Source organism: Pseudomonas algeriensis, assembly GCF_048847255.1.
GTDB lineage: Bacteria > Pseudomonadota > Gammaproteobacteria > Pseudomonadales > Pseudomonadaceae > Aquipseudomonas.
Genome location: NZ_JBKKRK010000002.1, coordinates 384875 through 410636 on the forward strand (window position 1 = coordinate 384875; position 25762 = coordinate 410636).

The 25762-nt window shown below is 57.8% G+C and carries 38 protein-coding genes and 1 other RNA gene; 34 read left to right on the plus strand and 5 right to left on the minus strand.

Features of this window, described 5'->3' with window-relative positions; genetic code table 11:
* Positions 1-82: 82 nt before the first annotated feature.
* The 3 genes from ACLK1G_RS04665 to ACLK1G_RS04675 all read right to left on the minus strand — a co-directional run bounded on the left by ACLK1G_RS04665 (position 83) and on the right by ACLK1G_RS04675 (position 2682).
* Complete coding sequence (locus ACLK1G_RS04665) at positions 83-1045, minus strand: FecR family protein (protein WP_420764346.1); 963 nt, start codon at positions 1043-1045, stop codon at positions 83-85.
* 106 nt (positions 1046-1151) lie between these two features.
* Complete coding sequence (locus ACLK1G_RS04670; RefSeq protein ID WP_420764347.1) at positions 1152-1664, minus strand: RNA polymerase sigma factor; 513 nt, start codon at positions 1662-1664, stop codon at positions 1152-1154.
* Positions 1665-1953: 289 nt separating this feature from the next.
* On the minus strand, positions 1954-2682 hold the full coding sequence (locus ACLK1G_RS04675) for a S24 family peptidase (RefSeq protein ID WP_420764348.1): 729 nt from the start codon (positions 2680-2682) through the stop codon (positions 1954-1956).
* A 148-nt stretch (positions 2683-2830) separates the two neighbouring features.
* Here ACLK1G_RS04675 and ACLK1G_RS04680 point away from each other — a divergent pair, with 148 nt between their 5' ends.
* The 22 genes from ACLK1G_RS04680 (at position 2831) to ACLK1G_RS04785 (ending at position 13881) form a co-directional block, all read left to right on the plus strand.
* On the plus strand, positions 2831-3175 hold the full coding sequence (locus tag ACLK1G_RS04680; protein ID WP_420764349.1) for a helix-turn-helix domain-containing protein: 345 nt from the start codon (positions 2831-2833) through the stop codon (positions 3173-3175).
* Entirely contained in the window at positions 3168-5204 is a 2037-nt protein-coding gene (locus tag ACLK1G_RS04685) for a DNA-binding protein (protein ID WP_420764350.1), read from the plus strand. Before ACLK1G_RS04680 ends, ACLK1G_RS04685 begins: the two co-directional genes overlap by 8 nt.
* Before the next feature lie 62 nt (positions 5205-5266).
* On the plus strand, positions 5267-5989 hold the full coding sequence (locus tag ACLK1G_RS04690; RefSeq protein ID WP_420764351.1) for an AAA family ATPase: 723 nt from the start codon (positions 5267-5269) through the stop codon (positions 5987-5989).
* Positions 5990-6045: 56 nt separating this feature from the next.
* Complete coding sequence (locus ACLK1G_RS04695) at positions 6046-6768, plus strand: hypothetical protein (RefSeq protein ID WP_420764352.1); 723 nt, start codon at positions 6046-6048, stop codon at positions 6766-6768.
* On the plus strand, positions 6765-7139 hold the full coding sequence (locus ACLK1G_RS04700) for a hypothetical protein (RefSeq protein ID WP_420764353.1): 375 nt from the start codon (positions 6765-6767) through the stop codon (positions 7137-7139). The genes ACLK1G_RS04695 and ACLK1G_RS04700 overlap by 4 nt, the downstream gene beginning before the upstream one ends.
* Complete coding sequence (locus ACLK1G_RS04705; protein WP_420764354.1) at positions 7123-7305, plus strand: hypothetical protein; 183 nt, start codon at positions 7123-7125, stop codon at positions 7303-7305. Before ACLK1G_RS04700 ends, ACLK1G_RS04705 begins: the two co-directional genes overlap by 17 nt.
* A complete protein-coding gene (locus ACLK1G_RS04710) occupies positions 7305-7799 on the plus strand; it encodes a hypothetical protein (RefSeq protein ID WP_420764355.1) in 495 nt (164 codons plus the stop codon). Before ACLK1G_RS04705 ends, ACLK1G_RS04710 begins: the two co-directional genes overlap by 1 nt.
* Positions 7789-8181 (plus strand): hypothetical protein, encoded by a 393-nt coding sequence (locus tag ACLK1G_RS04715; protein WP_420764356.1) that lies wholly within the window; start codon positions 7789-7791, stop codon positions 8179-8181. Before ACLK1G_RS04710 ends, ACLK1G_RS04715 begins: the two co-directional genes overlap by 11 nt.
* The gene (locus ACLK1G_RS04720) at positions 8178-8819 is read left to right on the plus strand and encodes a DUF3164 family protein (protein WP_420764357.1); all 642 of its coding nucleotides are present in this window, start codon (positions 8178-8180) and stop codon (positions 8817-8819) included. The genes ACLK1G_RS04715 and ACLK1G_RS04720 overlap by 4 nt, the downstream gene beginning before the upstream one ends.
* A 59-nt stretch (positions 8820-8878) precedes the next feature.
* Positions 8879-9097 (plus strand): hypothetical protein, encoded by a 219-nt coding sequence (locus ACLK1G_RS04725; protein WP_420764358.1) that lies wholly within the window; start codon positions 8879-8881, stop codon positions 9095-9097.
* Positions 9096-9167, plus strand: an RNA gene (locus tag ACLK1G_RS04730) — hammerhead ribozyme type II. The genes ACLK1G_RS04725 and ACLK1G_RS04730 overlap by 2 nt, the downstream gene beginning before the upstream one ends.
* A 19-nt stretch (positions 9168-9186) precedes the next feature.
* Positions 9187-9600, plus strand: coding sequence for a gp16 family protein (locus ACLK1G_RS04735; protein WP_420764359.1), 414 nt, complete (start codon positions 9187-9189; stop codon positions 9598-9600).
* Positions 9597-10040 carry a Mor transcription activator family protein gene (locus ACLK1G_RS04740; protein ID WP_420764360.1) on the plus strand — a complete coding sequence of 148 codons (444 nt, stop codon included), beginning with the start codon at positions 9597-9599 and terminating at the stop codon, positions 10038-10040. Before ACLK1G_RS04735 ends, ACLK1G_RS04740 begins: the two co-directional genes overlap by 4 nt.
* Positions 10040-10543: a hypothetical protein gene (locus ACLK1G_RS04745; RefSeq protein WP_420764361.1), complete on the plus strand. Its 504-nt coding sequence runs from the start codon at positions 10040-10042 to the stop codon at positions 10541-10543. The genes ACLK1G_RS04740 and ACLK1G_RS04745 overlap by 1 nt, the downstream gene beginning before the upstream one ends.
* Positions 10544-10648: 105 nt before the next feature.
* Positions 10649-10966: a hypothetical protein gene (locus tag ACLK1G_RS04750; protein ID WP_420764362.1), complete on the plus strand. Its 318-nt coding sequence runs from the start codon at positions 10649-10651 to the stop codon at positions 10964-10966.
* Positions 10966-11253 (plus strand): putative holin, encoded by a 288-nt coding sequence (locus ACLK1G_RS04755; protein WP_283553486.1) that lies wholly within the window; start codon positions 10966-10968, stop codon positions 11251-11253. The genes ACLK1G_RS04750 and ACLK1G_RS04755 overlap by 1 nt, the downstream gene beginning before the upstream one ends.
* A gap of 38 nt (positions 11254-11291) precedes the next feature.
* Entirely contained in the window at positions 11292-11888 is a 597-nt protein-coding gene (locus ACLK1G_RS04760; protein WP_420764456.1) for a transglycosylase SLT domain-containing protein, read from the plus strand.
* Positions 11885-12520, plus strand: a complete 636-nt coding sequence (locus ACLK1G_RS04765) for a DNA-packaging protein (protein WP_420764363.1) — start codon at positions 11885-11887, stop codon at positions 12518-12520. Before ACLK1G_RS04760 ends, ACLK1G_RS04765 begins: the two co-directional genes overlap by 4 nt.
* Positions 12507-12728, plus strand: coding sequence for a TraR/DksA C4-type zinc finger protein (locus ACLK1G_RS04770; RefSeq protein ID WP_283553484.1), 222 nt, complete (start codon positions 12507-12509; stop codon positions 12726-12728). Before ACLK1G_RS04765 ends, ACLK1G_RS04770 begins: the two co-directional genes overlap by 14 nt.
* Positions 12728-13060, plus strand: a complete 333-nt coding sequence (locus tag ACLK1G_RS04775; protein WP_420764364.1) for a hypothetical protein — start codon at positions 12728-12730, stop codon at positions 13058-13060. The genes ACLK1G_RS04770 and ACLK1G_RS04775 overlap by 1 nt, the downstream gene beginning before the upstream one ends.
* Positions 13057-13365, plus strand: a complete 309-nt coding sequence (locus ACLK1G_RS04780; protein WP_283553482.1) for a hypothetical protein — start codon at positions 13057-13059, stop codon at positions 13363-13365. Before ACLK1G_RS04775 ends, ACLK1G_RS04780 begins: the two co-directional genes overlap by 4 nt.
* A gap of 3 nt (positions 13366-13368) precedes the next feature.
* The gene (locus ACLK1G_RS04785) at positions 13369-13881 is read left to right on the plus strand and encodes a DUF3486 family protein (RefSeq protein WP_420764365.1); all 513 of its coding nucleotides are present in this window, start codon (positions 13369-13371) and stop codon (positions 13879-13881) included.
* Between the two features lie 11 nt (positions 13882-13892).
* Here the strand turns inward: ACLK1G_RS04785 and ACLK1G_RS04790 are convergent, their stop codons facing one another.
* Positions 13893-14345, minus strand: coding sequence for a hypothetical protein (locus ACLK1G_RS04790; protein ID WP_420764366.1), 453 nt, complete (start codon positions 14343-14345; stop codon positions 13893-13895).
* Positions 14346-14404: 59 nt separating this feature from the next.
* Between ACLK1G_RS04790 and ACLK1G_RS04795 the strand changes: the two genes are divergently transcribed.
* Positions 14405-15958, plus strand: a complete 1554-nt coding sequence (locus tag ACLK1G_RS04795; protein WP_420764367.1) for a hypothetical protein — start codon at positions 14405-14407, stop codon at positions 15956-15958.
* Positions 15958-17514: a DUF935 domain-containing protein gene (locus ACLK1G_RS04800; protein ID WP_420764368.1), complete on the plus strand. Its 1557-nt coding sequence runs from the start codon at positions 15958-15960 to the stop codon at positions 17512-17514. Before ACLK1G_RS04795 ends, ACLK1G_RS04800 begins: the two co-directional genes overlap by 1 nt.
* Positions 17515-17525: 11 nt before the next feature.
* On the opposite strand, the gene ACLK1G_RS04805 is transcribed toward ACLK1G_RS04800, so the two are convergent.
* The gene (locus tag ACLK1G_RS04805) at positions 17526-17795 is read right to left on the minus strand and encodes a hypothetical protein (protein WP_420764369.1); all 270 of its coding nucleotides are present in this window, start codon (positions 17793-17795) and stop codon (positions 17526-17528) included.
* Positions 17796-17903: 108 nt separating this feature from the next.
* Here ACLK1G_RS04805 and ACLK1G_RS04810 point away from each other — a divergent pair, with 108 nt between their 5' ends.
* The 10 genes from ACLK1G_RS04810 to ACLK1G_RS04855 all read left to right on the plus strand — a co-directional run bounded on the left by ACLK1G_RS04810 (position 17904) and on the right by ACLK1G_RS04855 (position 25761).
* The gene (locus tag ACLK1G_RS04810; RefSeq protein WP_420764370.1) at positions 17904-19190 is read left to right on the plus strand and encodes a PBECR2 nuclease fold domain-containing protein; all 1287 of its coding nucleotides are present in this window, start codon (positions 17904-17906) and stop codon (positions 19188-19190) included.
* A gap of 100 nt (positions 19191-19290) precedes the next feature.
* Positions 19291-19845, plus strand: a complete 555-nt coding sequence (locus ACLK1G_RS04815; RefSeq protein WP_420764371.1) for a phage virion morphogenesis protein — start codon at positions 19291-19293, stop codon at positions 19843-19845.
* Between the two features lie 144 nt (positions 19846-19989).
* Entirely contained in the window at positions 19990-20994 is a 1005-nt protein-coding gene (locus ACLK1G_RS04820) for a hypothetical protein (RefSeq protein WP_420764372.1), read from the plus strand.
* 55 nt (positions 20995-21049) lie between these two features.
* Positions 21050-22018, plus strand: coding sequence for a phage protease (locus tag ACLK1G_RS04825; RefSeq protein WP_420764373.1), 969 nt, complete (start codon positions 21050-21052; stop codon positions 22016-22018).
* 27 nt (positions 22019-22045) lie between these two features.
* Positions 22046-22939 carry a Mu-like prophage major head subunit gpT family protein gene (locus tag ACLK1G_RS04830; protein WP_420764374.1) on the plus strand — a complete coding sequence of 298 codons (894 nt, stop codon included), beginning with the start codon at positions 22046-22048 and terminating at the stop codon, positions 22937-22939.
* Between the two features lie 9 nt (positions 22940-22948).
* Positions 22949-23416 (plus strand): HI1506-related protein, encoded by a 468-nt coding sequence (locus ACLK1G_RS04835; protein ID WP_420764375.1) that lies wholly within the window; start codon positions 22949-22951, stop codon positions 23414-23416.
* Entirely contained in the window at positions 23413-23904 is a 492-nt protein-coding gene (locus ACLK1G_RS04840) for a phage protein Gp36 family protein (RefSeq protein ID WP_420764376.1), read from the plus strand. The genes ACLK1G_RS04835 and ACLK1G_RS04840 overlap by 4 nt, the downstream gene beginning before the upstream one ends.
* On the plus strand, positions 23904-24470 hold the full coding sequence (locus ACLK1G_RS04845; protein WP_420764377.1) for a phage protein Gp37: 567 nt from the start codon (positions 23904-23906) through the stop codon (positions 24468-24470). Before ACLK1G_RS04840 ends, ACLK1G_RS04845 begins: the two co-directional genes overlap by 1 nt.
* Positions 24470-24667 (plus strand): hypothetical protein, encoded by a 198-nt coding sequence (locus tag ACLK1G_RS04850; RefSeq protein WP_420764378.1) that lies wholly within the window; start codon positions 24470-24472, stop codon positions 24665-24667. Before ACLK1G_RS04845 ends, ACLK1G_RS04850 begins: the two co-directional genes overlap by 1 nt.
* The gene (locus ACLK1G_RS04855; protein WP_420764379.1) at positions 24664-25761 is read left to right on the plus strand and encodes a phage tail sheath C-terminal domain-containing protein; all 1098 of its coding nucleotides are present in this window, start codon (positions 24664-24666) and stop codon (positions 25759-25761) included. Before ACLK1G_RS04850 ends, ACLK1G_RS04855 begins: the two co-directional genes overlap by 4 nt.
* Position 25762 lies beyond the last annotated feature (1 nt).

The following is a 25762-nucleotide window of genomic DNA, read 5'->3' on the forward strand; positions in this document are numbered from 1 at the left end:
CGGCATCGTGGAGATGCGAATCAGTTGCATTGGCTATAACGAGACGAACCAGCGGAGGCTATCGAGTAAAAATAATTCTCATTTAGTTCAAAATCACGAGCGCCGGGAATTCCTGCAGGCGCGCGGAGGTGATCTGGGCCAGGGAGCGGACCACGTCCAGGGGCTGGTCGAGGCGGTAGTTGCCCGTCACCGCGACGTTGGCCAGCCGTTCGTTGGTGTTGATGATCCAGCCTGGGTAGTAGCGTCGCAACTCCGCCAAGACCTGGCTCAGCGGACGGTTCTCGAACACCAGTCGGCCCTGCACCCAGGCAAGGTCGGTGCCGGCATCGAGCCGTGCCGGGCGGTCGAAGCCATTGGGGCCGATGCGGATGCTTTCGCCAGCCGACAGCCGCACGTGGGTGTCGTAGCGGGTGGCCCGCAGGTCGACGTCGCCGCGCTGCACCTGGACTTGCGCGACGCCATCCACGTAGCGCACGGCGAACGAGGTGTCGCTGACGCTGGCGGTGACCGGGCCTGCGTCCAGCTCCAACGGCAAATGACGGTTGGCTGGCACCTCGAAGAAAGCTTCGCCCTTGTAGAGCCGGGCCACCTGCCGTTGGTTGTCGAATGAGCTGGAGAAGGCCGAATCGGTATTGAGCAGCACCTTGGAGCCGTCTTCCAACTGCAGGCGCTGGCGTTCACCGACCACGGTCAGGTGGTCGGCCTGGAAGCGCAGGGGCAGGTCGCTGAAATTGAACAGTCCCAGCAACAGCACGGCGGCGGTGGCCAGGGGTTTCCAATGGGCGCGCAGGCGCGACAGCGTGGTGATCTTTGGCCGGTCCCTCAGTTGCCGGGCGCTTTCGATTATCTGCGGGCCGTTCCAGATCGCCTGGGCCCTGGCGAACGCTTCGCCATGGCGTGGATCGGCCGCCAGCCAGGCCTGGAAGTGTCGGCGCTGCTCCTCGCTGGGGCTGTCGAGCAGGATCAACCAGTCCAGCGCCTGATCCATGGCGTGGGCGGTGTCCTGCGCCTCGGCGGCTTCAGGTGGGCGATGGTTGTCCGTCACGGTGGATTCTCATTATTGGCGGCAAGCACACGCTACAAGCCGCAAGCGGTAGCTGGCAAGCCCACATCCCGCTTGCGGCTCGAAGCTTGCGGCTCGCCGCATGTATTCACGGGTTGCGTTCGGCCACGCCCACGCAGATGGCCATGATCAGTTTCAGTTCTTTTTGCACCGTGCTCAGGGACACGCCTAATCGTTGCGCGATGTCCTGGTAGCTGTGGCCATGCAGCCGGCTGAGAATGAAGATCTGATGTTGACGGGGGCTGAGGGATTGCAGGCTGACGTTGAGGCGTTCGAGCATTTGCGCGGCGTGGGCGGCATCTTCGGCGCTGCTTTGAGGGGCGACGACGTTGTTCACGATGTCCAGCGGCACGTCGTCGACCAGGGCCCGCGACTGGATCCGCCGTGCACGCAGATGATCCAGCGCCAGATTGCGGGCGGTCTGGAAAACAAAGGGTTCGAGATGATCGACGGTGCGTTCGCTCAAGGCGCGGGTGACACGCAGGTAGGTTTCCTGCAGCAAGTCTTCGGCGGTGCTCGGGTTGTTGACCATCCGCTCGAGGGTGCGCAGCAGCGGGGTACGCTGGGCGAGAAAAATGTGGTGAAAACGCGATTGACTCACGATAGGGCCCGATCCGGTTCGAGTAGATGATAATGCTTATCATCTGCGTGACGGGTCAAGCCTTCATTTCATCGATGTTGTAACCCTGTGGGAGCGAGCTGTGAGGCAGTGAGAGATATGGCACTAAAGGAAACTGGTGGGAAGAAAAGGGAAGAAAGAGGACAAGCCAGGAAAAACGGGGTCTTTAGTCAATAAGCGGCACTAATCGGTGCCAAAAGAGGCGCGCCCCCCAAAAGTCCCGCCCCAAACTAAAAAGCCCGCGTTTCGCGGGCTTTTTGGCACTAGCGGTTTAGATCATCCATCCACCCGACCAGACCACACGCCCTACGACCTGAAGTCGCTCCAGACGATCAGTAGGCACATGCACGCTTGGATAAGCTGTGTTGGCGCTAATGACCAACACCCCGCCGTCGATCTGGCGTTGCAGCCGCTTGGCGTACAGGAGGTCATCCAGGCGTATTACATAAAACGCCTCGCCCTGGATCGTGTTCCGGGAAAGATCCACCATCACGGTATCGCCGTCCTTTAGAAACGGCTCGTTTGAGTCGCCATCCACCCGCACCGCTGCGAGCTGCGACGCTTGCAGCCCTTTTTTCTGCAAGCTGTATTTAGTGAAGGCAAGCATTGTCAGGATGCGAGCGCCATCGCTCCAAGCGCCGTGTCCCTGGCTGATTCTGGCGTCATACAGCGGAACATAGGCGTAGATGCTGTCGTCCTTCGTTTGGGCAGGCGTCCCCTCCGCCGGATACATCTCTCCGCGCCCAGACGCGATCCAGTCCAGAGACACCCCTACCGCAGAAGCCAACAGCGCCAATGAGTTGAACGCGGGCATTCCTTCCCCAGCGATCCACCGCTGGAGAGACGACAGCGCCACGTTCGCAGCCTCGGCAGCCTGTTTTCGGGATTCGAACAAGCTTGCGACCGTGGCTATCCGGGTTTCTATTCCCGAATTCGGAAAAGAAACCGCATTTTCGCCCACTGGCGCGTGTTTCGATTCCGTGTAAGTCACTGAATTCACTTGAGTTTTCCACAATAGGCTGTTGTCTTGCCCGAAAACAGGAATAGAAACACCCGAATTCGGTTTACCACGTCCCGAATACGGGATATATTGTCCTAAACCGGCCGTTAGAAAGCCTAAAAAAACCACCCTAGACGATGGTTGAAAAATGGAAACCTACGACATACCGCTCGATTCGGAACGACGCTGGGAATGGATTAAATTCCAGCTCCGCGTTCGAGGCACAAATTTTGCCGAACTGGCCAGAACGAATGGCCTGAATGAGCGCGCCATCCGTAACGCTAAACACCGACCCTACCCACGGGTAGAGCGGGCAATCGCCCAGGCCTTGGGGCTTCAGCCTGTCCAGTTATGGCCAGAGCGTTGGAATCTCAATGGCTCTCCACTTCGCCAGCGACCAAACCGCGCAGAGACGAATTCGGTCTATCCAAAGCATACCGAAAATAGTCCGGTTGGTCACAGTAAAACCAAGTGGAAAGACGGCGATGCGTGACTGGTACACGTCGCAGGAACTGGCGGGCCTTCCCGGGCTGCCAGGAACCGTTCCTGGTATTCGCAAGGTGGCGGCTCGCCTTGAATGGGAGAGCCGGAAACGTCTCGGCACCAAAGCGGTCGAGTACCCGTTTTCGGGTCTGCCCGCAGAAACGCAAGCAGCGCTGATGGCCCGGTCCATTGCCGAGGTTGAGACTCCTGTCGAAGCGGTCCCCACCAAGGTTCCGGAGCAAAAGGCTATCGCAACAGTGGTCAAGGGCACCTCAAGGCTGAATGACGTGCAGCGGGCTGTCATGGTCGCTCGGCTCTGCTTCATTCGGGAGATCGAGCGCATGTGCGTCGCGACATCGCAAAATCGCGCCATAGACGTTTTGGTTAAGCAAGCCCGCGATGGGGCACTAAGTCCGTACTTGACCGAGCGGTTGGCTCTGGCCAACAACAAACAAACTGGCGACAGAACGCTATCGGAGAGAAGCCTAAAGCGCTGGCTATCTGCGTATCGGACCGATGGCGAGGCGGGCTTGGCGCCGTTGCGCCAACGTCCGAACCTGACGGTTCCTGCGTGGGCAAAAGACTTTCTTCGGTGTTACCAGCGGCCCACAAAGCCGAGCGTGGCAGCCAGCTATGCCGAGTTTGCGCAACGCTATGAAGGCCCTATGCCAAGCATCCATGCAGTGCAACGTTTTCTGAAAAAGCTTTCTCCAGAAGCATTGCAGGCAGGACGGATGAGCCCGCAAGAACTTAAAGCGCTGCAACCATTCCGGCGCCGCTCTACGAAGAACCTTTTTCCAGGGGACGTTTATACCGCCGACGGCCATAAATTTGATGCGGAAGTTATCAATCCGCTGACCGGCAAGCCATACCGGCCAGAGATCACAACCGTGTTGGATGTAGCCACCCGAAAAGTCGTTGGCGTATCGGTTGGGGAAGCAGAGTCGGCCATTGGTGTTTTGGACGCGCTGCGTGATGCGGTCCGTGAATGCATGTTCGGCATTTTCTACGTCGACAACGGCTCAGGTTTCGCTAATGACACCGTGCGGGAAGTTGTCGACCGCTTGGGCGGCACGATGACCCACTCGCTGCCATACAACAGCCAGGCGCGGGGCCTCTCCGAACGGGGACATCAGACTATTTGGGTGCGCGCAGCCAAGAAGCTGACCAGCTACATCGGCGCCGACATGGATAAGCACGCCGGTACACGAGTGCATCGCATTGGCCGCAAGGAGCTGCGTGAGGGCGGGAAAAGCAGGCTGCTGCCTGCATTCGGTGAATTCATGTCAGGCGTTGAACATGAAATCGCGACCTACAACGCTACTCCGCATCGAGGCCTAGCCAAAATTCGCGACCCCGAAACCGGCGTACTGCGGCATATGAGCCCAAACGAGGCTTGGCAAGCAGCGATAGCAGAAGGCTGGGAGCCGATAACCGCGCCCGGCTCATTGGTTGAATCACTCATGCGTCCACAAGTGGTGCGCACAACGAGGCGCGGTGAAGTCGCTTGGGCGGGTAGCACCTATTTCCTAACGGATCTAACGGCCTTGCACGGGCAAGAAATACGTATTGCCTATGACGTTAGAGATGCTAGCCAAATCTGGACGTTCACGTTAGACGGCGAGCTGATCGGCGCGGCCCAACTGGATGGAAATAGCTCCGATTACATGCCTCGCACCATGGTTGAGATGGCGCGAGACAAACGGCAGCAAGGCCAGTTCAAGCGTGCCGTAGACAAGCTCGAAACGCTGACTGGGCATCGGGTGGAGATGATCGCCCCTACAACTGCGCCGTCTGCAAACCTTTCACCAGAGGCGCTAGAGGCGGCGCGAGATTACGCAGTCTCGCTGGACCAGCAACGGCCCAAATTTGAAGTACCTGGAGACGACGTTGCACGTTATCGAGCTTGGGTTCGACTGAACCAGCGAAAGCTAGCGGGGGAAGAACTGACCGCCGACGAAGCCAGATGGTGGGAACGTTATCCCAGCCATCCGGACTTCGTGGCGATGCAGGAAGTATTTCAACAACACGCGGGATAAGAACAACCCGTATTGAACTAGTCGGTGTGTTGCAGCACGTCCGACCTATTAGGAGAAGCGCAATGAGTGTAACGAAGATTGTTCCTTTAACAAATGTTGGATTGCTATCCGGCGCCATGAAGCGTGCTCAAGCCCGGCCAATTGGCCTACCCGGATTAGTGGCGATGTACGGCCCGAGTGGGTATGGCAAAAGCGCAGCGGCAGCATTCGCAGCCAATCAACACCGGTGCTATTACACCGAATGTCGTGATACCTGGAGCAAAAAAGCATTCCTGTTGGCGATTCTGCGAGACATGAGCATTTTGCCGGGTCGCACATTGTCAGAAATGGTTGATCAGATAGCGGTTCAGCTGTCGGCCTCGCGCAGGCCTTTGATCGTCGACGACGTGCAATACCTGTTGGATAAGGCAACGGCCAACGTGTTGACGGACATTTACAACGCAAGCGAAGGAACGATCGTTCTGATCGGTGAAGAGCGCGTACCGGCATCGCTCCAGCGACTTGAGCGTTTGCATAACCGAGTGCTGGAGTGGGTTCCCGCGCAGCCTGCCACCATTGAAGACATCCGCCAACTTGCCAGCGAAAGCTATCCAGCGCTCAAGTTCGGCGATGATCTGTTGGCAGATTTGAACCGTGTAACGAAAGGTTGTTTGCGCCGTATAGCGGTGAACCTTTACCGAGTCCAATCCGAAGCCGCCGCAATGATGCTCGACTATGTCGATATGGCCGCGTGGGGATCACGCTCTTGGTTTACTGGCGAAGCACCGAGCCGGAGGGGTCACTAATGGCTGGACGGATACCCCATCTACTGGTGACAGGCACCAAGGAACCTCGGCAGCGTATGTGGGAATCCATTCGCGTGCTTCAGCCAGGGTTCTCAATTAACGACATCGCAAGGCGTAGCGGACAGCTACCGTACGATATTAATCGTTACTTCTCGGCCCTTACCAAAGCGGGAATTATCAAGCAGATCGAAGCCCCGAAAGGAAAAGAAGGCCGGGTATTTGCGTTGGTTCGCGATGAAGGTGCCGACCACCCTCGCCTCAACAGTAAAGGGCAGCGCACGTATTCTCATCTCGCTACGGAGAACATCTGGCGAACCCTTCGCATCTTGAACGGAGATGTGACAGCTGAGGATGTAGCGCAGACAGCGTCCGTAGGTGGTGTAGCACTGACGTCCATCAAAGTTCGTCAGTACATGAATGCCCTGACGGAAGCGGGATATCTGGAGATCAGCCATAGCGGCGGTCCGACGCCTGATACTTATCGGCTCATCCAAGGCAAATACACAGGACCACGCCCGCCTGAAATCCGGCAACTTGACTCTCTTCAAGTGTACGACCCGAACCTAAGCAAGCTGGTTTATGTGAAAACCACCGGTTCCATTGGAGCGGATCGTAGCCTAGTCGAACCGGGAGTTGCGTTGCTGCGCACTCGCGAACTGCTCAGCGAATGGCTGGACGTAGCTACCGGGACCAAAGGGCCCTTTACCCTTCCGACAGATCTAATACAGCGCACTCAGTTGGAACTGGCTACTCCGAATGAATCGGGAGGCCTCCAATGACACAAGTAGACCTGTCGAAATGGGGCCAGCAACCACCGCTCTTTGTTCGTCTGCTCGCGGCGGAAGTGGCAGCGAGCGACCGCACCAAAGCGGCGGTTCGAATCGGCATGAGCCGTACAGCGGTAAGTTTGATCCTGGCGAATAAATACACCAGCCCTAGCACGGCGGGTGTTGAACGCCGCGTCATGAACGCGCTTGGCCGGATGGACTGTGTCGCCGTCAACGATGTTGTGACTATCGAACAGTGCCAAAACTATCGCGACAAGCCGCCGCCGACGCACAACCCACAAGCGATGCAGAGTTGGCGAGCCTGCCAGTACTGCGCCTTCAATCCCAATTGTGCAGGTGCCGAACATGCAACCATCCATTGAGATTGCCAGCCCACCAAGGCCCACCGTTCAGATCTATATCTCTGGTCGCAGCATGATCCGTCTGTACCAAGGGGAGAAATGCGTCGGTTTTTCCGACAGCTATAAGTTCGCCCAAATTCGAGCGGATGAACTGGCAAAGGCGAAGCCCGAACCGGAGGTGCATTGATGCGTACTCGATGCCCTAACTGCGGAACGACAGTAAGCCTTGATGCGCTGATCGCACACGACGGTGCACGCGAAGCACTCGGAGTGGCCTTTAAGGTTTCCGGTCAACTCGGTAGCGCCTTGATTCGCTATGTCGGTTTGTTCCGGCCGGAAACCCGAGAACTGACTATGGATCGTGTGGCCAAGATCCTCGGGGAGCTTCTTCCCGATCTTCAGGCCCAGCGCATAGAACGCAACGGAGCAGTTTTCAATGCCCCTCCTGCATGTTGGGTATGGGCGATTGAACAGGCGATTAGTGCACGCGATTGCGGTCGCTTAACGCCACCGCTTAAAGGCCACGGCTGGCTCTACCAAGTGATGAGTCAGTGGCAGGGTGAAGCGAGTTCGACGGTACTGCGGCCAGAGATGAGCATGCACAAACCGCCTGTAGTCGCCCGGCCAAGCCAAACAACTGCCGCGCTGTCAGCGCTACAGGGGCGATTAAATGGTGGATGACTGGCTGGAGCGCGAAGTAATCGCCGGGTTGATGGGGCTCGTCGCTCTGCGCTTGGACGGTGCGCCTGCCGCAGATGCTGTGACTCACACACTGGATATCTGGCTGGTGGCCTTGAAAAAGGCGCAACGCTGGAACGAAGAGACAGACAGGGAGCGCGTTAAAGCCGCTTTCGAAATGCTCTTTGCAAGTTGCGAGCGGTGGCCCGCACCTGCCGCACTGATTCGGATGTTGCCTACCAGGGATCTCCCTCGGGCACTACCGAAGCCTGTTTTAACGAATGAGCAACGCGCAAATGGACGTCGACGGATCGGGGAGATCTTCGAAGTGCTTGGGCGCCGTATTACCAAACACGAAACGAACACGGAGCAACACAACGAATGAGCATTCCAGAAGGGTTCCGCCAGGACGCCAAGGGCCACTTGGTGCCGGAAGTACTGATCAAGCCAATTGACTTGGCTCGCGATGAGCTGGTCACTGAGCTGGTCAACAAAGCGAAAGCAGTGTCAGGGGCTTTGGGCGCTTTCAAAGCCTCGGCGTTTGGGGACATCAAGGCGTTTGTGGACCTGTCCGCAGAGCAGTACAAAGCGACTATCGGTGGGAAGAAAGGCAACGTAACGCTGCTGTCGTTTGATGGCCGTTACAAGATCATCCACGCGGTTCAGGACTCCATCAAATTCGACGAGAGGCTACAAGCGGCACGCGTGTTGATCGATGAATGCGCAGCCGAATGGACGCAGGACGCACGTAGTGAGGTACGCGTCCTGGTCAACGAGGCATTCCGCACCGATAAGGCGGGTGAAATCAGCACTGGTCGAGTGCTGGGCCTTCGCCGGTTGGACATCCAGGACGAACGATGGCAGCGGGCGATGCAAGCCATCAGTGAGGCCGTTCAGGTTGTTGGTTCAAAGAGCTACATCCGGGTGTACGAGCGTCTCGGGGACTCAGACCAGTACGCACCCATACCCCTTGATATTGCAAGCATCTACGTGCCGGACACCGCGTCCCCAACGTTGCATTGAATTGCGATCAGCTCTGAAAACACATCTGCCAACACAGACCAACCGCGAGATTAATTCGAATGGCCAAATTCCAAATCATCATCGAAGACAGCACCGATGGCGTGTCCATCACCGTAGATAACGCAAGCCAAATGAGCGGCAGCGCAGCAGGTCACGTTGCTGCTCGCATTATCGCTCGCATTCCGCTTGAAGGCTCCGTCCGCCATATGGGTGGCTGCGATTGCGAGATCTGCCAAGCGATGCGCGAAAAACTAGTCCTTAACCCAACCATCCACTAAGCGAAACCGTCCCAGGCCTCCTGGGACGGTCTATCCGGCGTGGCATCCGGATACTGATGAGCTGCCGAGGATGTGAGGGGAAAGGAGAGATGAATCGACGTAACGTGAACCTGTCAAAGATCCATATCGCTAAAAAGGATTTGGGCCTTGATGATGAAACCTACCGGGCGTTGCTCAACCGAGTTGCGGGGGTAAAGTCCGCCAAGGATTTGGGGCCGATCAAAGTGGCAGCCGTGCTCGCTGAGTTTGAGCGGCTGGGCTGGAAACCCAAAGCCAAACCGGCTGGGCGGGCAGCTCCGAAAGTAGCACCGGATAAACAGAAGCTGATCGGCAAAATTCAAGCGTTCATGGCCGACGCCAAGCGACCTTGGGAATATGCCGATGGAATGGCGAAGCGGATGTTCAGGGTCGAGCGAGTCGAGTGGCTGGACTGTCGGCAACTGGGGAGCCTTGTCTCGGCGCTGACTTACGATGCGAAGCGTAACAAGAGGCCGGCCTTATGAGTCAGGACCAGCTATTCCCCAATGACACTGACAGGCTGGACCCCAATAAAGTATTGGCCCATATGGAAGATCCTTCGGTCATGCATCGTTGGGAGGGAACGATCAAGGAAATGGTCGAGATCGCCGAGGCTGAACTGCGGGGCAAGCTTCAAGACAGGCCAGAGGCAGTGGCGGAAATTGCCAGGGCGGTGGTCTTTGCGATATGCGACACCATGGGGGGAGCGGTGGTTTACTTACCTCGCGGCGACTCTTTGAAGAAAGCCATGCGCGATGCGGCGATCTATCGGGATTGGCGCGACTCAAACATCCAGCCAACGGACTTGGTGCGCAAGTACAAGCTTGCATCACCGACTATTTATGACATCATCGCCCGCCAAAGGGCATTGCACAGGCGCAACGAGCCCGATCTATTCGGCTTCGATGACAGGACTGTTCATTAATGATGACGGCTTTGAGAGTGATGTTCACGGTATCGGCAATGTATGCGTCAGTGGCGTTTGCGGCCGCGACGTCCGACACCACTCTCGAAGCCGATTTGAGCCACGCCAAGGTTAACCAGTCGGTTGCCCAACAACTCTGGTCGAAAAATCTGGATGCTTGTTTGACTCGTGACACCTCGGCTTTAGCGCAGATCCAGCGCTCGGCAAACGAGCAATTGCACTCTCAAAGCAAAGCAACCGCGTCGCGTTTTCCGAGCTGCCGATTATTGCTAACCGATGTCATGTATTTCAGCGGCGGTTGCTACACCGGCAGCTTTTCCCAAGCAGAGTTGGATCGCGTGCGTTCCAACTGGACACGGGATAATGTGGATTGTGTCGCGCAAATAGCCAAACCATCATCGAATATGGAAACGCTTTCGGATTCAGAATGGGAAGCGGAGCGCCGAAAGGAAGGCGCTACGGATACTGAAATCGAAACAATGAAGGCGATCAGAGGCCTTTAACGAAAGCACCGCACTGTCGGGGCTTTTTCTTGTGCGTTTAAGAAACACTGCGGCATCCCTTCCCAAGCGAATCTAGTCCGGACATCTACTCCGGCAGGTTCGCACATGGCCATTGCGCCCCGTTCATCCAGGCAATACGCCCAGCTCATTATTGATACTCCGTTTGCGGATGAATCCCAGGTGCTCTTGGACAAGTGCCCGCCGGAGTGGCGCGCTACCGTCGAGTTGATAGTAGCGAGTCATGAGCGACGCGTTGCCGAACACGTCCGGCAGAAAGAAAAGCTCCGGCCTAAACAGCGAATCGCATTGCCAGAGTTAGGTATCTACACGTCCGTGGACGCGGTACGGGGCAATCCCGTTATTGCTGCACGCTCAATTGCGGATATTCGCGCCGCACTCAAACCAACAAAGGAAGTTCGTTGATGGACCACATTCAACGGCGCCGCCGTGCGCCACGTATGACCGACTGGACCTTGATCACTCTGATTCTCTTGATTTGCCTTGCCCTGGTCGCTCCAACCAAGCTTCCAGTCGTGCTCTATAAGGCAGGTCTGGTCACGCTGGGCGGCGTGCTCGGCTACTGGATTGATCGGGCACTGTTCCCCTATGCACGACCCAACCAAGTGGCTCGTCCCGAACGCGCCATGGCCGGTGTCCGTCGTGCTTTGGTTGTGCTGGCCTGCGTGCTTGGCCTGACGTTGGGGCTCTGATCATGCGAACGCCTCTTCTCTATCTGTCGGCGCTCTGCATGGCTTCCATCATTGGACTGGCAATCAGCTTGCCGGTACGCGCAGAGATCCCCGACCAAGCCGAACGCTACCGCCGCGACCTGACCCGCATAGCGCAGGCGGAATGGGGCTTGGATGCCCCGGTCGCAACCTTCGCCGCGCAGATTCACCAGGAAAGCCGGTGGCGCTTCGACGCCAAGTCGCCAGTTGGTGCGCAAGGCTTGGGCCAGGTGATGCCCTCGACCGCGACCTGGCTTGCTCAGGTGTTCCCTACAGCTCTGGGCAAGGTCGAGCCGTTCAATCCGATTTGGTCCATGCAGGCGCTCGTCAGCTATGACCGTTGGTTGTCGTCTCGCCTCCAGGGGCGTGACCCCTGCGAGCACTCGGCGCTGACCCTGTCCGCCTATAACGGTGGCTTGGGCTGGGTGTTTCGCGACCGCAAGTTGGCATTGGCTAAAGGGGCCGATCCGCTGACCTGGTTCAACTCTGTCGAGCGGTACAACGCCGGCCGGTCGGCCGCAGCCTTCAAGGAAAACCGCCAATACCCGCGCCTGATCCTTCTGCGCTGGGAGGCCCTGTATGTCGCCAATGGTTGGGGCCAGGGAGTCTGCCCATGAAGACCACTTTCGAATTGCTCAAGCCAGCGCTCTGGTATTTGGGCGTCATCGCAGCGGCCGTCTACGGCCTGCACCTCAATCGACAGGATGGCTATGACGACGGCTATGCGCAGGGCAAAGCCGACGGTGCAGTAGTGGTCGCTCAACTGCGTGAAACCTTCGCCAGGGAAAAGCAAGGCATGGCCGAAGCCGCCGCCAGTGCGGCGAAACAAGCGTCGGCCTCATTAATTGCCGAACAGGCCAAGGGAAACCGGCTGGCGCGTCAGCTTGCGGACACTAAAGACCTGTTGCGCAAGACCACCGACACACTCACTGGAGAAATAACCCGTGTTACCAGCCAATACCGCCCGACCTTTGGCGCGCAGCTCGAACCGCTACCTGTTGCTGTGTTCACTGCTGGCTTTGTCCGCGTGTGGAACAACGCCAACGGAATCTACACCGCAGTGCCAACCCCGAACGACGCCAGCGGAGCTGCTGCGACGGCCAGGGGAACCGGAGCCGCTGATGAACTCGACTCCGGCGTTGGCCAGGCTCAAATCCTGGCCAACCAGGTGCGCAATGCCGAGCTGCATGGAATCTGCCGGGCGCAGCTCAACAACTTGATTGATTGGACGCTGAATGAAAGCAATTGATAGAGCCAGCGAACTGGAGGCGATTCACAACGAAACCTCTTTGGCGGCTCATTTGGCACAACGGGAAACCTTGACTGGACCCTCCGCCGAATTTTGCCAGATGCCGGATTGTGAAATGCCGATCCCCGAGGGACGTCGCTTGGCTTTGGTTGGCGTGCAATTTTGCGCCGAATGCCAGACCCGCCGCGACCGGGCAAGGGGGCGCTGATGCTGATGATTGAAATGCCCGCTTGGCAACTGATTGGCGCGGGAGTGACTGTCCTGGGCGGCTTTGCTGGGTTGGTGAAACTGTTGCTGCTCCAAATGGAGCGTCGTCTTGATCAACGCAACGCCGTCATGGATGACCGGTTTAACGCTATCGCTAGAGACGGTGAACGTCTGCGTCAGCTTGAGCTGAGCTTTGAACGACTGCGGGGTGATATGCCGCTGCACTACGTGCGCCGGGAAGATTACGTGCGTAACCAGACCGTCATCGAGGCCAAGCTCGACGCGCTGGCCATGAAGCTGGAAAACGTTCAACTGAAAGGAACCGTCAAATGATCGACCCCGCCAAGACGCGTCGGGAATCCCTGCGCTGGTACATCATCAAGACCCTGGACACTTCGCGTCCTGTGGATCCGCACGAAGCCGTGGTACTTGCCACTATCCAAGGCATCTATCCGGACTCCACCACAATGGAGTTGCGTCGAGAGCTGGATTACCTGGCCGACCGTAGCCTGGTGACGCTGAACAAACAACCGAATGGTGTCTGGATCTGCGGCCTGACTCACTACGGTGTAGACCTCGCTGAATACACCATCCCTTGCAACCCCGGCATTGCCCGCCCCGAAAAATACTGGAGCTAAGCCATGCCCCCGCGCAGCAAAGTCGCCAGCCTGCCAGTGGCTGTTAAAGCCTGGCTGGATAAAGCCCTCGCTGAAAACGGCTTCGGCGAGTACGAAAGCCTTGCGGCCGAGCTGTCGGCCAAGGGCTTTTCCATCAGCAAGTCAGCCTTGCACCGCTATGGACAGGATTTTGAATCCAAGCTGTCGGCGCTTAAGGTCGCGAGCGAACAGGCTCGCGCTGTGGTGGCGGCTGCGCCTGACGAAGAGGGTGCGGTCAACGAGGCGTTGATGCGTCTGGTCCAGGAGCATCTGTTCAAGTTATTGATGACCGACGACAAGCCATTCGATTTAGCCAAGGTGGCAAAGGCTGTGGCTGAGCTGGGCAAGGCATCTATCGCGCAGAAAAAATGGCAAACGGAATACCGAGAGAAGGCAGAGGCGGCGGCGTCTCGTGTTGAGAAAATTGCCAAGAAAGGCGGTCTGAATCAAGCGACGGTCGATGAGATCCGTCGCGAAATTCTAGGGGTGGCGGCGTGAGGGCATGCACATCAAATATCCGTCCTTCGTGCGGCTATAAACATGGCGCATCGCGGGCAGGTGTATCCACTTTCCCAACCCTGGCTGGTGGATTGGAGAGTAACGCGATCACCTTTTTCGAAGCAATTGCTACACAAATAGTGCTCCGGCGCTTCATCTCGCAGGTCTTCTCGGAGCGTGTATGCATAAACCCCTTGAGGAAATTTATACAGAACGTATTTGGCTCGCTCGTCAGCTTGAGATCGGGCCTGAGACAAGTCGCTTTCAAGTTCCGCTACCCGCCGTATCAGTTCCATCTGCTGAACTTGAGCATTCATCATTTGCTGCTGAAGCTCCATCAGGCTGCTAGTAAGTTCATAAACTCGGCTTCTTATCGCTTCCTCCTCACGGAGGATCAAAAAGCTCTGCGTAATTTCTTTTGCTGCGTTGGCACTCGAAACCGCCGCCGAAAACCATTCGATCATGTCAGGATCCCTATCAAGTTTATCTGGTGTCAGCAGCTTATCACCCACGCGGTGGCCATATGAGCGTCCCTGTAGTGCTGGCAAACACCGCAACCTTCAACGCTCCGACAGTATTGTTGGCCTATCAGAAAAAATGGATCGGAATCCGCGCCCCACTGAAGGTGGGCGAGAAGTCCCGTCGAATTGGTCTCACCTGGGCGGAAGCCGCTGACAACGTCTTAGTAGCTGCCGCCCAAAAGTCCGCCGCAGGCCAGACGGTCTATTACCTGGGCTACAACCAGGACATGACAGTCGAGTACATCCAGGCCTGTGCCATGTGGGCGCGGGCTTTCAACTACGCGGCCGGAGAGATCGAGGAAGGAATTTGGCCTGACAGCGATCCCGACAAGCACATCAAGACCTACACCATCGCGTTTCCCAGCGGTCACCGCATCGTCGCGCTGACCAGCCGCCCGTCCAACCTGCGCGGCCGTCAGGGCGTCGTTGTGATCGATGAGGCTGCGTTCCACCAGGACTTGGCGGAGCTGCTGAAAGCCGCACTGGCGCTGCTGATCTGGGGCGGCGAAGTGCACGTCATCAGTACCCACGACGGCACCGAAAATGCCTTCAATGAACTGATCAACGACATTCGCGCGGGCAAACGCAAGGGGGCGTTGTTCCGCTGCCCATTCCGTGAAGCGGTAGCCGATGGGCTCTACCAGCGCGTGTGTCTGCGCAAGGGCATCGAGTACAAATCCGAAGAGGAAGCCGCCTGGGTCCAGGACGTTTATGACTTCTATGGCGATGCCTCAGAAGAGGAGTTGGATTGTGTGCCGTCCCAAGGCGGTGGTGCCTTCCTAAGCCTGGCCCTGGTCGAGCGGCGCAGTAATCGCGACGTGCCGGTGTTGCGCCTGGCGTATCCGCAGGGCTACGAGACCCTGCCGGAACCCCTGCGCCTAGCTGAATCGCTGGAGTGGTGCGAAGAGCACTTGAAACCGTTGCTTGAAGCCATCCCGCCGGATGTCGAAAGCTATTACGGAATGGACTTCGCTCGCTCTGGCGACCTCTCGGTCATTTGGCCGTTGCTCAAGGAACAGAATCTGCGCAGGCGCACACCGTTCGTGGTCGAACTGCGCAACGTGCCATTCAAGCAACAGCGTCAGATCAAGTTCTACATCATCGACCGCCTACCGAACTTCCGCAAAGGTGCAGATGACGCTAGGGGCAATGGCTCTCAGCTCTCTGAAGAAACCGCCATTGAGTACGGTTTCAACCGCATTGAACGGGTAATGCTTACGGAGGGATGGTATCGAGACAACATGCCGCCCTTTAAAGCGGCCCTCGAAGACGACAGCTTCTACGACATCCCGGCCGACAAGGACGTGGTTAGCGATGTGCGCGCCTTTCGCATGGTCAAGGGCGTGGCTCGTATCCCGGAAAAACGTACCAACGAGAAAGGCGAAAAGTCCGGTCCCAAACGCCACGGTGACGCGGGTATTGCCGCCGTGCTGGCGGACTACGCCTCACGGCAAGAAATCGAAATCTTCGAATATCACCGAATCCAACCCGCTGCCCAGCAAGATCGCGAGATCAAGCTCGGTGGCGGCTGGCGAACACAGAAAGGCATTTGGTAATGGCTGATTCACGCATCGTCGACCAGTACGGTCGACCCATCCAGTACGACAAACTCACCGAAGAACTGGCCGCCGCCCGCACCACCGGCATTCGCCAGGTTTGGCACCAGTCGGTGGCCAGCGGCCTGACACCTGGTCGGCTCGCCAATATCCTGCAAGCCGCCTCCGAAGGCTCGGCCCATGACTACCTGACCCTGGCCGAAGAGATGGAAGAACGCGACCTGCATTACGCCTCGGTTCTGGGCACTCGCAAGCTGGCGGTGGCTGGCCTGAACATCCGGGTTGAGGCTGCCAGCGATGATCCTGAGGACGTTCGTCGGGCCGATGCGTTGAAAGAGATTGTCGACTCGCCCGAATTTGGCGAGCTGCAAGCCGACCTGACCGACGCCATGGGCAAGGGCTACGCCGTGTCGGAGATCATGTGGGACCGCAGCGGCAAGACTTGGAACCCGTCGCGCTTTGAGCCCCGCGACCAGCGCTTCTTTCAGTTCGACCGTGATACCGGCCGGGAACTGCGTCTGCTCGATGAGGCCGACCCCGTCGACGGTGTAGCGTTGGCGCCTTATAAGTTCATCGTCCACCTGCCGCGCATCCGTTCAGGCCTGCCGATCCGGGGCGGCCTGGCGCGTCTCGCGGCTGTCGGTTACATGTGTAAGGCATGGACCTGGAAAGACTGGATGGGCTTCGCCGACATCTTTGGCATGCCCATGCGCGTTGGGCGCTACGGTCCAGGTGCCAGTAAGGAGGACATTGCAACGCTCATGTCGGCGGTGGCCAACCTCGGTAGCGATGCCGCCGCCGTCATCCCTGACAGTATGCGCATCGACTTTACCCAGGCCGCCAATGTCACGGGCGCGGGCGACTTTTTCAAAGGCTTGGCGGAGTGGTGGGACAAACAGGTCAGCAAGGCAGTGGTTGGGCAAACCATGTCTACAGACGACGGCTCCAGCCAAGCCCAGGCCACGGTACATAACGAGGTGCGCCTTGACCTGCTGCAAGCCGACGCCAAGGCTGAGTCCAACACCCTGCAACGGTACTTCGTCCGCCCCTGGTGCGACCTGAACTTTGCACCAGGTCGACCTTATCCGCGCCTGATCCTGGATGTGCCACAACCGGAAGATTCGAAGATTCTGATACAGGCGCTAAAGGATTTAGTGCCGCTGGGCCTGAAGGTCGAGCAATCGGTTATTCGAGACAAGCTCAACATTCCCGAACCAGCGGCGGGGGCGGAACTGCTAGGTATGCAAGCGCCGGTCGTTTCCCCTCCTTTGGCACGGGCAACGAACCGCGAGCAGGCGCGAGCCAAGCCAGCAGCTGTGCCGGACATTGTGGATAACCAGGTGCGAAGGTTGGAACAGGCCGTAGCAGGCCCCTTGGATGATATGGTCGAGCAGATTAAGGAACTGCTCGACACCGTCAGTAGCTTGGAAGAGTTTCGGGATCGATTGATTGAAACCTATCCAATGATGAACACCGCCCAGTTGGCAGATGCAATTGCCGATGGGCTTGCGGCTGCCAGCTTGGCTGGGCGAGATGACATATTGCGGGGACTATGAGTCGCTTCGAATCAATCTGGAAGCAGCTTATGCAAAATCACTGCTGCCCCACCCCAACAAAGCAGATAAATAACCTTCGAAATAAGCAGCGTGAAATTGTTCGCAATATTTGAAAGGTCGTGCGCCTGCTGAGGTGAAGGAAACACGAATCCAACAACCACCAAAGCCACGACGATAGTGACGATCCAAGCAAGGCCTTTACTCTTCTGCGTCAGATAGTAAGTGACAGCAAAGACGGCTGCACTGAAGAAAAACGAATAGAACATAAGATCATTCAGCATTTAAACCTTCCATTTGGAATGTGATGGACTAACGACATAGGGTCGGCAGAGATTCGGAAATAATTAGGGCTGTATGGCTTTTTTTAACGCGACCAGAGCAGGTTAATAATGGCGGTTTCTCATGGCTCTCTTCCATTCAAAGAGCAAATCGACTATTTCCAGGGCAAGACGGACATCCCGACCCGCGCCTGGACAGACATCTATAACGTCGAACATGACTGGGCCTTTGTCGTCGCCGGGACGATGAAGCGGGACCTGCTTTGTGACATGCGCGGTGCCGTTGAAAAGGCGATTAGCCAGGGTTTGACACTTGAACAGTTCAGAAAGGACTTCGACCAGGTCGTTGGGAAACATGGATGGCAGTACAAAGGCGGCCGAGGCTGGCGCTCCCGCGTGATTTACGAAACCAACCTTCGTCAGTCCTATAACGCTGGCCGCGAAACGCAAATGGCGGACCCTGAACTGCGTAAGCGTCGGCCCTTCGGAATTTATCGACATGGAGACAGCGCGCACCCACGGCCGCAGCATCTGGCATGGGACGGCACGGTGTTACCGCTGGATGATCCATGGTGGGCAACTCACAGTCCGCAAAATGGTTGGGGCTGCAAGTGTAAAAAGTTCATGCTGAGTCAGCGAGACGTTGATCGGCAAGGGCTGACGGTGGGGCCTGCGCCGGTCATTGAATACGAAAGCAGGACCATTGGCGTTAACAGTCCGAACGGCCCAAGAGTGGTTCAGGTGCCCAAAGGCATCGACCCCGGTTTCGACTACGCGCCCGGTCAATCGCGGTTGAATGCAGCCGTTCCACCGCTGCGAGCCTATGACCCTCTGCCTGATCCCGGAGCGCGTGCAAGTAGCGTTCAGGGCGCCGGACTACCGAATCGTCGCGCACCAGGTGCGTTGCCTGCGGCGCGGGAGATGGCGCCGGACCGGCTGTTGCCAACGGGCTTAAGCGACTCGGAGTATGTAGAACGATTCCTTGGCGAGTTCGGCGCTACCGACGCAAAGCCGGTGGTGTTCAAGGACGTGACGGGAGATGCAGTAGTTATCGGACGGGAGTTGTTCACCAATGCCAAAACCGGCGCTCTGAAGATCCGCAAACGCGGTCACGCTCGCGAGCTGCTGCTCCTGGCCGACGCCATCAAAGATCCAGATGAGGTATGGGTGCGCTTGGAATGGCTTTATTCCAGGAACAAGGCCGTCGTGCGCCGTCGCTACATCTCGCGCTATCAAGTCGATGGCGAGCCTGTTCCGGCGCTGTCTGTGTTCGAGGTGGGGGATGATGGGTGGGACGGTGTAACGACGTTTTCACCAGAGTCGAACGATCCCGATTACCTGGAACAACTGAGGATTGGGGTTCGCTTGTATCGCCGCCCGCAGATCGATCAGGAATGAAACCGCGCGCCGCCACACGCGATTAGACCCTGAGTGTAGGCCTGGAGGTCCTGGCGGGGACTGCTCACTCAATGGGCTGAATAGATAGTAGGAGGTGCTTGTGGCTGGTGCAATGCTTAATGTGGAGCTGGACGACAGCCGGACGGGGGCGGCGCTCACAGAGCTGATGTTGCGCCTCGGGGATCTGACGACGCCCCTCCTGGACATCGCCGAATATTTACACCAATCAACGAACGAGAGGTTCGGCCGTCAGGTTGCTCCTGATGGTTCTCCCTGGGCGCCTCTCGCGCCGTCAACGCTGGCCAAAAAGAAAGATGGACGCATTCTGCGAGAGACCGGCGCCCTCCAGGACACACTACGTCACAGCGTCAGCAACAACGAGTTAGCGTTTGGCACCGACCGTCCTTACGGTGCGATCCACCAATTCGGCGGCAAGATCGAGCACGCCGCCAGATCGCAACAGGTCTATTTCCGTCAGGGTAAGGATGGTTCGGTTGGTAACCGCTTTGTTAAGAAGCGCCAATCCAATTTTTCACAATGGGTGACACGAGGCGCGCAATCGACAGAGATGCCAGAGCGGCCCTATTTGGGGCTGTCCAGTGGGGATGCTGAGCAGGTTGCGTTGATCATTCGGGACTATTTAGGGGGCGTCTGACTCAGGCTTCGTTGGCGCTGAAATGACAGCCTCACCCGCACGTGGTTATAGATAACGCTACGAAGGGGCGTTAGACATGCGTTAGATTGTCTTGGGAGCTGTTTCCTTTGCGGCTCCGAACCGTAAGGATAAGGAGACTGCGGAATGAACGAATGGGACTACCACGATAGGCCAGAATTGCCCGAGGAAGCTGGGAGCCAAGACGCTCGGTATTTCGATCCTAATAATGACTGGTTGAAAGACGCGCCTGAGGATCTTCAAGTCGAAGCCATGAGAAGATGGTTTTATGCTCGCTACGAGGATCCCGCTCAGTCAACGCCCTACAATGGCCGTGAAGGTGGTTATTTGTTCATCCACGGCGGTCCTTACGATCCAAGCGATGAGATCCAAGATCGCTTTTCAGATTTTGTTGAACAAGAAGTAATGGAAGGGCTGATTGATGAGCTGCATCAAGAGTGTGGAGACGAATGGGCCCCCATCGATCACGAAGACTGGGAATACGATGATATCTATTCGATGCTTCCTGAAGATCGTACCGACCCATTGAAAATGCTGAAGGACCGATTAGAGCAAATAGAGCGAACCTTAAATGGACCGCTCCCTCCCGAAGATTTTGTAATACAACTGCTTCACAGTGCGACTATAACTGCGCTTGAGGCATATCTTTGGGATACCACAGCTTACTGGGTTACGCACAATAAAGATGTGTTGCGATTGTTTGTGGAAAGCAATGCGGACTTTGCGGCAGAGAAATTTAAGCTTTCCGATATCTTTACGGCTATGAATGACTTGGAGAAAAAGGTAATTGAATACTTGCAGACATTCATTTGGCATCGCCTGGATAAAGCTAAGCCTTTGCTTGAAAAAACATTGGGGATTAAGTTTCCTGAGATTGGGTTGTTTATCCCGGAAATTGCCATTCGGCACGATATAGTTCACAGGGGTGGCCGCGATAAGGAAGGCTATCCAGTTAAAGTATCTGTGGCAGATATTCGGCGTGTATCCGAGTCAGTGAAGCTGTTCGCCGAAACTATGGACGCCGAACTCAACAAAGCATTCCCAGCTCCACCAGCATTCGTTCCTTTGGTTATTCCCGGTGTGCCGCCTGTTCCCCCTGTTCTGAGTATTCCCAATCCTCCCGATTTCTGAAACCTTAAACCCGCCTTAAATTACTTCCCCTTCATGACCCGCACAAACTGGGGTCATGAAAACACAACTCGCCCTCAACACCGACCTATCCGCCGCCGTCTCTGACGGCCAGGCGCCTGAATGGGTCGAACTTATCCCCCCAGGCCCAAAGGTCTCTGGCCGTGACGGTCGGCAATGGCTGTTCGATGAGCAGGCCGGGGCGCTGGTGCAATCCAGCTTCACCGGTCGCGCCATCGACCTGCCCATTGATTGGGAGCACGCCACCCAGCACCGCGCCACCAAGGGCGAAGACGCCCCGGCCGCTGGTTGGATCAAGCAATTGGAAATCCGGAACGGCGGCCTGTGGGGCCTCGTCGATTGGACGCCCCGCGGTGCCAATCAGGTCGTCAATCGCGAGTACCGCTTCCTTTCTCCCGTCTTCGATTACGAATCCGACTCCACGCGCATCGTGCGCCTGGTCAGCGCCGGGCTGACCAATAAACCCAACTTCCTGCTGACAGCCCTCAACCAAGAAACCCTGGAGAACTCGCCTGTGAAGCTTTCACCTGCGCTTTTGGCCGCGCTCGGCTTGCCCGAAACCGCCACCGAAGAACAGGCCATCGCGGCCACCACGCAACTCAAGACCACTGCCCAGGCAATGAACGCCGAGCGGCCCAACCTGGAGCAGTTCGTCCCTCGGGCGGATTACAACGCTTTGGAGAGCCGCGCCATTAACGCCGAACAGGCCCTGGCTACGCAGAAGAAAGCCGACCACGAGAAGGCTGTCGACGCGCTGATCACTGCCGCCACCCAGGCCGGGAAGATTACCCCGGCCACTGTCGAGTACCACCGCGCCGCCTGCCACGACGAAACCGGCCTGGCCCGCTTCAAGGCCTTTGTCGAGGCGGCGCCGGTAGTTGCCGCTGCCAGCAACTTGGGCGAACGCAAACCCGACAACACGGCTACGGCGCTGAACGCCGAAGAGCAAAAGGTCGCCTCGCTGCTGGGTATGAGCGAAGCCGAGTTCATCAAGGGCAAGGCGTAATCCGTCCCTCTATATAGGAAGCACTCAATGATCATTACCTCTAGCTCCTTGGCGGCGTTGTTTACCGCGTTCAAGGCAGAGTTCCAAAACGCCCAGACGACTACCCCGACGGATTGGAAGCGCATCGCTACGCCTGTGCCGTCTTCCTCCGCCAGCAACACCTACGGCTGGCTGGGTCAGTTCCCGACCTTCCGCGAGTGGATCGGCGACCGTGTTCTCAAGAACATGGCGGCGCACGGCTACTCGATTACTAATAAAAAGTTCGAGTCGTCGGTGGGTGTTCCTCGCGACGCTATCGAAGACGATGAGATCGGCGTCTACAAGCCGCTGTTCGCCGAGATGGGCCGAGCCTCCAGCGCCCACCCCGACGAGCTGGTGTTTGGTCTGCTGAAAGCCGGACTTACCACGCAATGCTATGACGGCCAAAATTTCTTCGACACCGATCACCCTGTCTACCCGGAAACCGACGGTACCGGCACGGCTGTGTCGGTCAGCAACTACAAGGACGGCACCGGCCCGGCCTGGTATCTGCTCGATGTCAGTCGTGCAATCAAGCCGATCATCTTCCAGACCCGCCGCCAGTACGCGCTCAAAGCAATGACCAGCATGGACGATGAACAGGTGTTCATGCGCGACGAATACCGCTATGGCGTCGACGCTCGCGTCAATGTGGGCTTTGGCTTCTGGCAATTCGCCTACTGCTCGAAAGAGCCGCTGACCGCCGAGACCTATGGCGCCGCCCGTGCCGCGATGAAGAATTTTCAAGCCGACGGTGGCCGCCCGTTGGGCATCAATCCAGGACTGCTGGTTGTTCCGTCCCAACTGGAAGGCACGGCCCGCAAGATCCTGGTCAAGGACGCGGATAACGGCAACGAATGGGCAGGCACCGCCGAAGTGCTGGCGCCGAGCTGGCTGGGATAAGGGGGCGCCATGACGATTGTTATCACGTCCAAGCGCGACGGCTTCCGTCGTTGCGGTATCGCCCACCCCAGCACTCCGACGAATTATGCGGATGACTTCTTCACGGAAGATCAGTTGGAGGCGCTGAGCAAGGAGCCGCAATTGATCATCGCCTATGCGGAGGATGAATTCGACCAGGTGCAGGAGCAGGTCAATGAACCTTTGTCGCAAGCCCCGTTATCGCAAGCGCCCGATGCCTTGGAAGCAAGCCAGTCGCAAGCGCCTCAAGCAAACGCTGCACCTGTGGGTGATGCAGTGGTCGACACCGTCGTTCAAGTCTTGGGCGACGGCGAGCCAGGACCGGATGCTCAGGGACCTGGCCAGGTTCCGATAGATGGCCAACCTGCGGACGATTCGCCTACAACCTCGGGTGCTGTTGAGGCGCCTGTTAAGCCCGAGAAAGCCCGGTCCAGCAAACCTAAGGCTGACGGCAAATGAATCTGACGCTGCCATCGGCTACCCAACTGCTGATCCGCTTTGGTGCCCGTGACATCTCCCAGGTCGCGGCACCGGATGCCGGGCGGGCCATTGAGCCGGAGCTGCTGGCAGCGGCTGCGTCAGGTCAGCCGCTGGACGACTGGCCCGCCGAAGACATTGCCATTGCGGTTGCGACGTTGGCCAGGATCGCCGACGCCGTCACCAGGGCGCGCAGTGAAGTTTCGTTTTACCTGCGTTTCCGCCCAGCCGGGGAGGATGCGCCCCTATGGGTGGCTGACGATCTGGCCGAGATTGCCCGCTACCACCTGTACGACGATGCCGGTAAGGAAGAGTCGACGGTGCGTGTGCTTTACAAGGATGTCATCAAGCGCTTGGAAACCCTGGCAGCCGAGGACAAGGAGCGCGGCGCCGGTGACGGTGGCCAGTCCGGGCTACAAGTCAACAGCCAACCCCGGCTTATGAGCCGTCGCACCTTGAGGGCGCTGTAATGCTGGGCGAGCTGGAAGACCTGATCGAGGCACGGCTTAAAGAGTTGAAAGCCAAGCTGCCCAAGTTGGCCGTTGAAAGCTACGGCGGCGAGTTGAGCGACCCCGATCTGTTGTCCGGCTTGCTCAAGCGTTGCCCGGCGGTGCTGGTGATGGTGCCGAAGGTGACATTTAAACGCTCTGCCCAAGGGCGCTACAGCGTGCCGATCACGTTCCGCCTGGTTATTGCTACCCGTCACCCTCGCGGTGAACGAGAGACCCGGCGCGGGACGACGCCGACCGATATCGGCAGCTACGCGCTTTGGGAGGCTTGCATGCATCAACTGGTGGATTGGCAGCCATGGGAAAACCGCGCCGCCGTCCGACCTACAGAACTATCCAACCTGGTCAACGGCAAGCTATCGAGCGACCACCTGTCTGTCCTGGGCCAATCATTCCTGATTGAGCTGGATTGGCAGAAACCAGCCGAGGCCTTGCCGGACCTGTTGGGCATCAATCTGGCGTACCACTCGCCCTCGGATAACCCCGAGCCGGTGGCCACCGACAACATCGAATTGAGGGACGTGTAATGCACGTAGTTGCCGCGCCTGGTCATCGGGTGCCCATGGAAAAAGACCCACACCAACAGATCGAGGCGGCACCCGCTGACTCGGTCGAGGTGCCGGACACCTCTTATTACCGTCGCCGAATTGCGACGGGCGAACTGCTCATCAGCAAGAAGCCTCGCAGCAGTGCCAAACAACCCGCACAGGAGCCCGTCGAATGAGCATTGCCTTTGACACTATCCCGGCCTCGATCCGCAAGCCGGGTGCCTATTTTGAGTTCAATACCAGCCTTGCCGTGCGCACGCTGCCGACCAACAAGCAGAGTATTTGCCTGATTGTTCCGCTTGGCGCCGACGCGACAGCGGCGCCGCATGTGCCGATTCAGGTCTACAGTGCCACCGAGGCAGGAAAGCTCTTTGGGCCGGTTGCCGAAGAGATGGTCGCCGCCGCGATTGATGCCTATCGCTACGTGGCTATCTCAGCCGTTGGCGTTGTGGTTGAAGGTGATGCCGAGCCAAACATTACCGCCGCGCTGGATGCCACGGCGCTGGGTGGCTACACGCTGTTGGTGCCTGCCTGGTTCAGCCAAACCGCCCTGACTGCGCTGCGAACGCATATCCAGACCTACACCGACTCTATCGAGCAACAAAGCATCATCGGTGTGGCGGCGTTGACCAGCACGTTGTCCGCCGCGACAACGTTGGCCGCCTCGCTGAACTCGGGCGCGATCACTTTGGCCGTTCTGCCGGGCACCACATCGACAGCGCGTCAGGTGGCCGCCGCCTACGCCGCCGTGATTGCTTCGGAGGAAGATCCGGCCCGGCCATTGAATACCCTGGTGCTGAAGGGCGTTCAGGTGCCGACCATCACCCAGCGTCTCGGCCGCACCGAGCAGGAAACCGCGCTGGCCAACGGCGTCACGCCGCTGGAAGTAGCGGCCGGTGATGTGATTCAAATCGTGCGCGCCGTCACGACCTACACCAAGTCCGCAGCCGGTGCGACGGACGTGTCGCTGCTCGATCTGACCACCATGCGCACCCTGTACTACGTGCGCAATGCGTGCCGCGAGCGTATCCGCCTGCGCTTCCCTCGCTCGAAACTCTCCAAGAAAACGCCCGACGCCGTGCGCGGCGAGCTACTGGACGTGCTGCTCAAACTGGAAGAGCTGGAGATCATCGAAGAGGTGGAGTCCAACGCTGACGGCCTGGTGGTCGAGCGCTCGCTCCAGGACGTGAACCGCCTCAACGCTTCCATTCCCACCGATGTCGTTAACGGCCTGCATGTGTTTGCCGGTCGCATCGACCTGCTCTTGTAAG